Source organism: Candidatus Latescibacterota bacterium, assembly GCA_019038625.1.
Classification (GTDB): Bacteria; Krumholzibacteriota; Krumholzibacteriia; order Krumholzibacteriales; family Krumholzibacteriaceae; genus JAGLYV01.
In genome coordinates this window covers 1-8,120 of sequence record JAHOYU010000167.1, presented here as the reverse complement: position 1 = coordinate 8,120, position 8,120 = coordinate 1, and the positions used below count along the sequence as shown (strand labels likewise).

The 8,120-nt window shown below is 52.5% G+C and carries 5 protein-coding genes; 2 read left to right on the top strand and 3 right to left on the bottom strand.

Translation table 11 applies throughout. From position 1 onward, the window contains the following. On the top strand, window positions 1-1,141 hold a 1,141-nt coding region (locus KOO63_12140; protein ID MBU8922558.1), incomplete at its 5' end, for an ABC transporter permease. A 31-nt stretch (window positions 1,142-1,172) separates the two neighbouring features. Here KOO63_12140 and KOO63_12135 read toward each other — a convergent pair. From KOO63_12135 to KOO63_12125, 3 genes are all read right to left on the bottom strand, one after another. Beyond that, on the bottom strand, window positions 1,173-2,774 hold the full coding sequence (locus tag KOO63_12135; GenBank protein ID MBU8922557.1) for a M20/M25/M40 family metallo-hydrolase: 1,602 nt from the start codon (window positions 2,772-2,774) through the stop codon (window positions 1,173-1,175). Between the two features lie 113 nt (window positions 2,775-2,887). After that, window positions 2,888-4,486: a serine hydrolase gene (locus KOO63_12130; GenBank protein ID MBU8922556.1), complete on the bottom strand. Its 1,599-nt coding sequence runs from the start codon at window positions 4,484-4,486 to the stop codon at window positions 2,888-2,890. A 12-nt stretch (window positions 4,487-4,498) separates the two neighbouring features. Further along, window positions 4,499-6,889, bottom strand: coding sequence for an ABC transporter permease (locus KOO63_12125; GenBank protein MBU8922555.1), 2,391 nt, complete (start codon window positions 6,887-6,889; stop codon window positions 4,499-4,501). 263 nt (window positions 6,890-7,152) lie between these two features. Between KOO63_12125 and KOO63_12120 the strand changes: the two genes are divergently transcribed. Beyond that, window positions 7,153-8,120, top strand: a 968-nt coding sequence (locus tag KOO63_12120; protein ID MBU8922554.1) for a C45 family peptidase, incomplete at its 3' end; no start/stop codon positions are given.

Below are 8,120 nucleotides of genomic sequence, written 5' to 3'. Positions count from 1 at the left end.
GGACAGCCGCGAGCTATGGATAAGGAACGGCCTGATCGTCCTGCAGTTTTCGATCGCCATCTTCCTGATCGTCGGTGTCCTGACCGTGCATGGCCAGATGAGCTACCTTCAGGACAAGGCTCTCGGGTTCGAAAAGGAACAGGTCATGGTGATCGACAATCCTGGAGCTCTCGGTGCTGGCACAGGGACATTCAAGGATATCCTCAGAGACCAGCCCGGGGTAGTGAGTGTGTCAGGCTCTACGACGGTGCCAGGGAGCGGTTTCTCGAATATAGGATACCGGGCGGAAGGAGTGGACGCAGGTTTTACTCTGAATATGGTCGTCTGTGATCCTGAATACCTCGACACGATGAAACTGAAGATGGCAGAAGGAAGATTTTTTTCCAGGGCGCACTCGACCGACTCCACCGCCGTGGTCCTCAACAGTGCCGCTCTCGACCTTATAGGCTGGGCCGATCCGATCGGGAAGACCATCAGCAATAATAGCGATGATGGAAATGTCTTTTCGGTCATAGGGATCGTCGAGGATTATCATTACGAATCGCTTCATCAGGAGATCCGTCCGATGGCTCTCTTTTTCTCCGGTGGTTACTACGTCCGGACGGAAGGGTACATATCGGTTCGATTCGAGACCGGTGATGTGGCGGGGACAGTCGGACGAGTGGAGAAGGCATGGAACGATTTTGCTCCAGGCATGCCATTTTCATATTCATTTCTTGATGAAAGGTTCGATGGCCTCTACCGTAACGAGGCGCAGATCAGTCAGCTTTTCACAATATTCTCATACCTTGCAATAATCATCGGATGCCTCGGGCTGTTCGGGCTATCCGCCTTTGTCGTCGACAGGAAGATGAAGGAGATAGGGATAAGAAAGGTCCTTGGTGCTTCGGTGGCAGGTATCGTACGCCAGCTCAATAAGGATTTTCTCAAAGTGGTGCTTGTGGCGAACATCTTTGCCTGGCCGGTGGCCTGGTTTGTCATGAACAGGTGGCTCCAGAACTTCGCATACCGAATCGATCTTGGGATATGGGTCTTTTTGATCTCGGGATCACTTGTCCTGCTGATCGCACTGATCACTGTCAGTTTTCAGGCAGTCAAGGGCGCGGTGGCCGATCCGGTGGAATCGCTGAAGTATGAATGAGCCGCGCGATAAATCGTGACACTTTTCCGGCTTAGCTGCCGCAGGGTCTTTCGTCCCTGTCGGCAAGCTCTACTATCAGCGAGTAGATCAACCTGCAGACTTTCTCCATCTTGTCGTACTCGAGTTTCTCCGGGTCGTCGCCGGGCCTGTGATAGTCCTCGTGCATACCCGTACAGAAGCCGTAGGTTGGGATCCCGGCGCTGAAGAAGGGAAGCTCGTCCGACCTCTCGGTGGTCTCTCCGCCCTCTTCGAGAACGAGGTCGATCCGGGAAGTCCTTTCGTTGACATCCTGAAGGATATCCCAGCATTCATCGCATGTTCGGTCGGCGCCCGAGATATAGATGCCGCGGGTCTCGGCGAGGTCTGGAACTGTCCTTCCGATCATGTCGACATTGATATAGGCGACGACTTTGTCGAGAGGCACGGGACAGTTATGAGCAAAGTATCTCGCTCCGAGCAGCCCGGTCTCTTCGGAGTTGAGCATTACGAATATCACGGACCGCCTCGGAGGGTCGATGGCGAGCGCCTCGGCGATCTCGATCACACCGGCAGCGCCGCTGGCGTTGTCGTCGGCGCCGTTCATAACCGGGCCGCCATTGCTCGCGAAGTGGTCGATATGGGATCCGATCACTATATATTCGTCTTTCAGTACAGGATCGGTCCCCGGGAGCATGGCGACGACGTTCGGCGAGGAGCGGTCTTCGTCTTTCACAGTGAACTCTGGGCCGATCGATGAGCCGCCGAGCTCGAACGTCCTGTACTCCTCTTCCCTGATCGTGCTGTCAGGCATGAAAGGTTCGTACTGCTGCCCGGCCATCAGTTCTTCGATCATCTGCTGCTTCACTAAGAACAGGTTTGATCCGACAAGAAGGAAGCGGGGGATATCGGCATTTATCCAGTGGTAGTATGCAGAGTCTCCTTCGTAGAGGACGGCGTTGGGCCACATGCCCAGATCGGCCCTTCTGTCCCAGGACGAGACGTAGGACGGGCTGGCGGGAACGATTATCGCGGCCGGATCCATTGCTGAGATCTTCACCAGCCGTTCCATCAGACTGCTTCTGGCGGAGTATTTTGCTTCGATCTCCTCCGGCAGGACAGGTTCTCCGCCCTCAGAGGGAGTGCCTCTAAGCAGAATGACAGTCTTTCCCTCCAGGGCAAGCCCCTCGAAGTCGTCCCATCCGCTCTCCGGTTCGGAAATGCCGTACCCGGCGAAGACGATATCCCACTTATCCTGACTTTCATCGCCGAAGTCATAGAGGTGGCTCTTGAAGAGATCGCCTGCATCGTACCTTTTCTCACCGGATGGAGTAATGGAGACAAGAGCGAAGTGCTCCAGGGCCCTCGTCGCTACCGGCACGGTCTGGAAGAAGCTTTTTCCGCCATTCTGGTCGATGACGATCGAGTCCAGTCCGCAGGCTTTGAACTGCGACGCGGCGTATTGAGCAGCGATCTCGTACCCGGGCTGGCCGGGATACCGGCCGTCGAGGTAATCCGACGCGAGGAAGTAGACATGGCCGCTGAGTTCCGCCTCGGTGATCGATTCGATCGGCGCCCCGACCGGATCGGCGGCTTTGGAAGTGATCGGGCTGAGAAGAAGGATGAACGACAACATCATCAGATTCGAAGGTCTCATTTTGATGCTCCTTGAAAGAGGTGTCCCGACTATTTTATACCTGAGTCCCGGGCTAAAGTTCCCCTGATGGGTATGGTTTGTGACAGGATGGTCCCTGTGAAACAGGGTATGTTTCATCTCACGAACCTGAATTCATCGACAGAGCTTTCGAGTGAGATAGTAAAAGCGGTTATAATACCATCCTCTGATGTCTCGAATTTTATCGGGAGATGGCTGAAGGAGAGTATCTCGCTTTCTGTGGCAAAGGTGTCAGATTCGTAATGCCTCGCATTGAGATGGATACCGCTTTCAAAGGTCAGGCCCAGCTCTTCGCCTTCCAGCCTGACAGAGACCTTTCCGAACAGCTGATTCGAGTATGTCCCGGTATATGTTTCCAGATCGCGACTGAGCATCTTATCCGGGTCAGCCTGCTGCCAGAAAGCTTCGTAACCAGCGTTGAATCCATCGATAGCTCCTTTGACGCCACGCAGTTCCCTTGTGTTGTGATCGATCGGGGAAAGGCCAAGGAGGTTGTCGATGATATGATAGACCAGAGCCTCATGAAGATGCTGGTAGTAGAGGTTTGTCAGTACGACGACTCCTATTTCTTCTTCGGGAAGGAAACTGACCAGCGAGATCCAGCCGTCGCCAAGGCCGCCGTGGTAGACACGGTTGTATCCCCGATATTTTTCGCTGAACCACCCATTGCCGTAGCCCGCGTAAGTATTCAACTCGGTATTGAGGGCGGAAGATAGATCTATTATTGGAGAATGCATCTCGTTGAGGTCCTCCTGCGAGACGAGTTGCCTGCCCCCGGCTTTTCCGTCCCCGAGGTTGAACCTGACCCATGCCATCATCCCCTCGATATCCGTTATGATCCCACCACCGCCACCTGCGGGGGAGAGGGTCGCGTCGATCTCAAACGGTCGTTTTATGGGACTTTCGAAATCTGGAAAATTCCAATAAGGGACAGCGTAGTCGTCGGTCCCGATCATTTCCTCGTAGGTGAAACATGTGTTATCCATACCTATAGGGCTGAGAATACTTTCTGATACGAATAGTTCCCACGGCCTGCCGACTACCCTTTCCACTATATGGCCCGCTACCATGTAACCGAGATTGGAGTATATGAACCCTCCATGCAATTCAAATTGAGGGGGAAAATATCTCAGGTGCTGGAATATCTCTTCTCTGGATAGCCCAGTCAGCTGGTGTATGCCAGTGTATGGTGACAGTCCGGAACGATGCCCGAGAAAATCCCTGATAGCGGCATTTTTTGTACCCTTTTTATCCATCATCTGAAAATCCGGCAGGTAGTCTTTTATTTTCGCGTCAAGGTCCAGCTTGCCCTCTTCCTCAAGGATAAATGCGCTGAGGGCTGTAAACGATTTTGTGCAGGAAGCGATTGGGAAGAGGGTCCTGGTCGTAACGGGTAGCCTTTCTTCCCTGTCTCTGTATCCAAATCCACGCATGAATACGGTCTCTCCGTCAACGAAGATCCCGACAGCGAGGCCGGGCATGTTCCAGTCATTCATCCAGTTCTCTATAGTGTCTGGCAGGCTGCTCAGGAATGCCTCTGTTTCGACAGAATCATCTGAACGATGCGTCTGGACTTCATGTTTATCCTGAGTATTCGCGCAATTACTGAGGCCGGTCAGAAGCAGGATCACACATAATATCGATACTTTTTTCATCGCTACTCCCCGGATAATTATGGTTCTTGTCTCACTCAAAACTTTCGTGTCCTATTCATGTCGCAGAATATCTGCGGGGTTCATCATGGCAGCTCTCAGGCTTTGAAGACTCGTTGTCAACAGGGCCAGGATAATCGCACCGACACCAGCCAGGGCGAAGGTCGTCCAGTCGGGGTCGATGTGATATGCGAAGTTCTCGAGCCAGCGGGTCATCCAATACCAGGCAATCGGAATGGCGAATACGTTTGCCAGGGCTACGAGCCCCAGGAATTCATTGGAAAGAAGGCGGACGATTCCAGTGACAGATGAGCCCAGTGCTTTGCGTATGGCGATTTCCCTGATACGACGTTCAGAAGATGACATGACCAGGCCAAGCAGCCCCAGACAAGATACGAATATCGTCATTCCCGCAAACCATGAAAGCAGAGTTTGTTGATTGCGGTCCTCGATGTACATGGCTCCCATTGTCTCGTCCAGGAATCCGTATTCAAAGGGTGTCCCTGGATTGACTTTTTCCCATAGTCCTTCGATCGCGCTGATCGTCTCGCGAGTGTTTTGTCCTGTAGTCTTGATCAGGATCACGGCGCTGGAAGTAGTCTGCTCCGGCAGATCATTCAGAACCGAAAACACCTGGGCCACTGCTTCCCGCTTGAAGGTCTTTAGATGCGCGTCGCGGACGATGCCGACAATCGGACCCACATTCTCTCCATGCGCGAACCACTTCCCGACAGGAGATTCCATGCCTGTCTGCATGACGGCTGTTTCGTTCAGTATATATGCCCGAGTAGCATCACCTGGATGCTCTTTGGAGAAATCTCGACCTTCGACGATCTCCATGCCCATTGTGGCGAAGTATTCGAGGTCGATGCGTGTCGTTTCAAACGCGTGGCGATTGCTGTTCTCAAGACCTTCCCAACTGATCCAGTTTGTTCTGTTTCGGTGTGTATTAGGCAGGCAGTCCTTGGCAGTGACGGCGATAATATCAGGGTTTTGCAGGAGGCTTTCTCTGACATAATCATACTGTGATGCAATATTGTCTCTGATCGAGATGTGAATAAGATCGCTGTTGTCATACCCGGGCGTATAATCGATAGTGTAGGATAGCTGCTGGTACATGATGGCGGTTCCGATAATCAGTACTATCGACACAGTGAACTGCACGGCTACCAGGATCCTCCTGAACAGATTGCCTCCGGTTGCTACCCGCGAGTTGCTTTTTAACACTTTTGACGCTTTAAATGAAGAGAGGTAGACAGCCGGGTAACTACCTGCCAGGAGACCCGCAATTATGACTATCCCACCTATACTAAGCAGGGTTGTGAGATTCGACATGTCAAGGCAGACATGCTCGTTCGTTATTCCATTGAAAACGGGAAGCAGCAGTTCCACCAGGCCTACAGCCAGGCCCCCGGCGATACAGGCCAGCACAAGCGATTCACCGAAGAACTGTGTCATCAATTGAACGCGACTGGCTCCCAGCGTCTTTCGCATCCCGATCTCTCTGGCGCGCCGGATCGACTGGGCAGTCGAAATGTTCATGAAGTTGATGCAGGCGACGATCAGCACGGCGAAAGCGATAATCGAAAAAAGATAGATGTGACGGACATCTTCGATATCGCTTCTCTTGCTCCAGCTGTGTCCAATACTTCCATCGAGGTGGATATCGGACAGGCGCTGCAGGTACCAGGTAGTCTCACCTTCCAACTGGCCGTTGCCTCCGTCATGAGCTCTGGACACAGCCATGATAGCAGAGTCAAGCTCGGTCAGACGCGCGGCCTCTGTTACTTCGAAGTATGTGTTGAAATTGGAACTGCCCCAGTCGATGCCGCAGAAGTTTTCTTTCTCAGCCAACTCGACAGGAGAGACAAAATCGAATTTTAGATGACTGTTCCCAGGCACGTCCCTGAAGACTCCTGTCACTGTGAGTTCAATAGTGCTATCCATCGTGAGGACTTTTCCCAGTGGGTCCTGATCACCGAAATACTTTTCAGCCATGGACTCGGAGATGGCTATGCTATACGGAGATGACAAAGCTGATTCAGCGGAGGATCGAGCGAATGGCAGGCTGAACATGGTGAACAACTGGGCGTCAGCAAGTATGATATCATCTTCGAAGAATGACGTTTCCTGATTCGCAATAACTGCAGTTCGCAGTCTCTTGAATCTTGCGAATTCAACTATCTCGGGGAGGTCCGTCCTGGCAGCCGGGCCCAGAAGGCCGGGGCTGCAGGCACGTTTACCGATATCGCTGTAATTTGTGATGACGCGGCAGATGCGATCTCCCTTTTCCTGGAAATCATCGTACCGGAGCTCGTATTGTACCCACAGAGTGATCATCAACGAGACCGCGATGCCGACTGCCAATCCGAGAATGTTGATGGTTGAAGTGCTCTTGTGCCTGAGCAACCCTCTCAGAGTAGCCTTGATATAATTGAAGAACATTGTAGGCTCCCGATTATCTGTAGTCGAATTCTTATACCCTTGGCAATGAGATTGCATATCTGGAGCCAGTTTGTTAACTGCGCATAAAATCGCCAGTTAGGCTGGCCTGCTTCGGTTGTGGCTGTCCGGTTGCGGCACAAGCCATGTCCGATAACGAACATATTGAGTTAATAAATCCATGGGTGCAGATCTCAATATGACACTTGTCTGAATCCGGTTCCCGTCCTACTATGTCAATGGGACATATAGAAAGGGGCCTCGTTATGAACAAGTATTCACGAAGAGAATTCCTGGAATATTCTTTGACCGTAGCGGCGGGCGCGGCCTTGCTGCCTGTAATCGGTTGCGGTCCATCTTCCACCGATTACAAGGGGCTTCTTGCATTTCCTGAAAATGGTTATCCGCTCATAGAAGTATCCGGTTCACACAACGAAATAGGGAGGCAGATCGGCGCCGCGATGAAGGATCGGATACGGGGCTACTTTGATGTCGCTGGTGATTATATCGATTCTGTGGCGTATTTTGAGGGGGAGGGCCGAAGCAGGGTCGAAGCGATGCTGGCCCACGCCCGGGATGGTTTCCCCGGGCTGATAGACGAACTCGAAGGTATGGCGGAAGCCCTTGAGGTTCCATTCATGCATCTATTCTCGTACAACTGCAGATCGGAAATAGGACTGTTGAAAGATCCTCCCGGCTGTTCGACGATCGCCGTCAAGAAGGGGGATAATGTGATCCTCGTCCACAACGAGGACGGAAACGACCTCAATGTCGGGAGAATGTTTCTTGCCCGGGTCGATCCTCCGAGCGGTGTGTCTTTCCTTGCTTTCATCTATCCAGGCCTTCTTCCGGGCAACGGTCCTGCCGTCAATATCCATGGTATCGTCGAGACCACCAACTATATCCAGCCGCGAAGAGTCGTGGAAGGTATTCCGCGTTACTTTCTGAGCCGGGCCATTCTCGAATCCAGGGATCTCGACGAAGCAGTCTCGATAGCGACGATGAAACCACGGTCCTTTTCGTTTCATCACAATCTTGTTTCCCTGAACGAGCGGCGGATACTTTCGGTGGAGACCGCCGCGTATCCGGAGCACAGACACGATATCCTGGAAGTGGAAGGATTCTACGTCCACACAAATCACTTCCTTCATCCCGCTATGGTCGAGGGCGCAGAACAACGGCCGTACGATGTTCCATACATCTCGTCGACGACTAGGATGGATGTGCTTACCCG

Excerpts from the sequence above, each read along its gene's own strand:
- KOO63_12135 (MBU8922557.1), bottom strand. The coding sequence starts at position 2,774 with ATGAGACCTTCGAATCTGATGATGTTGTCGTTCATCCTTCTTCTCAGC.
- KOO63_12125 (MBU8922555.1), bottom strand. The coding sequence starts at position 6,889 with ATGTTCTTCAATTATATCAAGGCTACTCTGAGAGGGTTGCTCAGGCAC.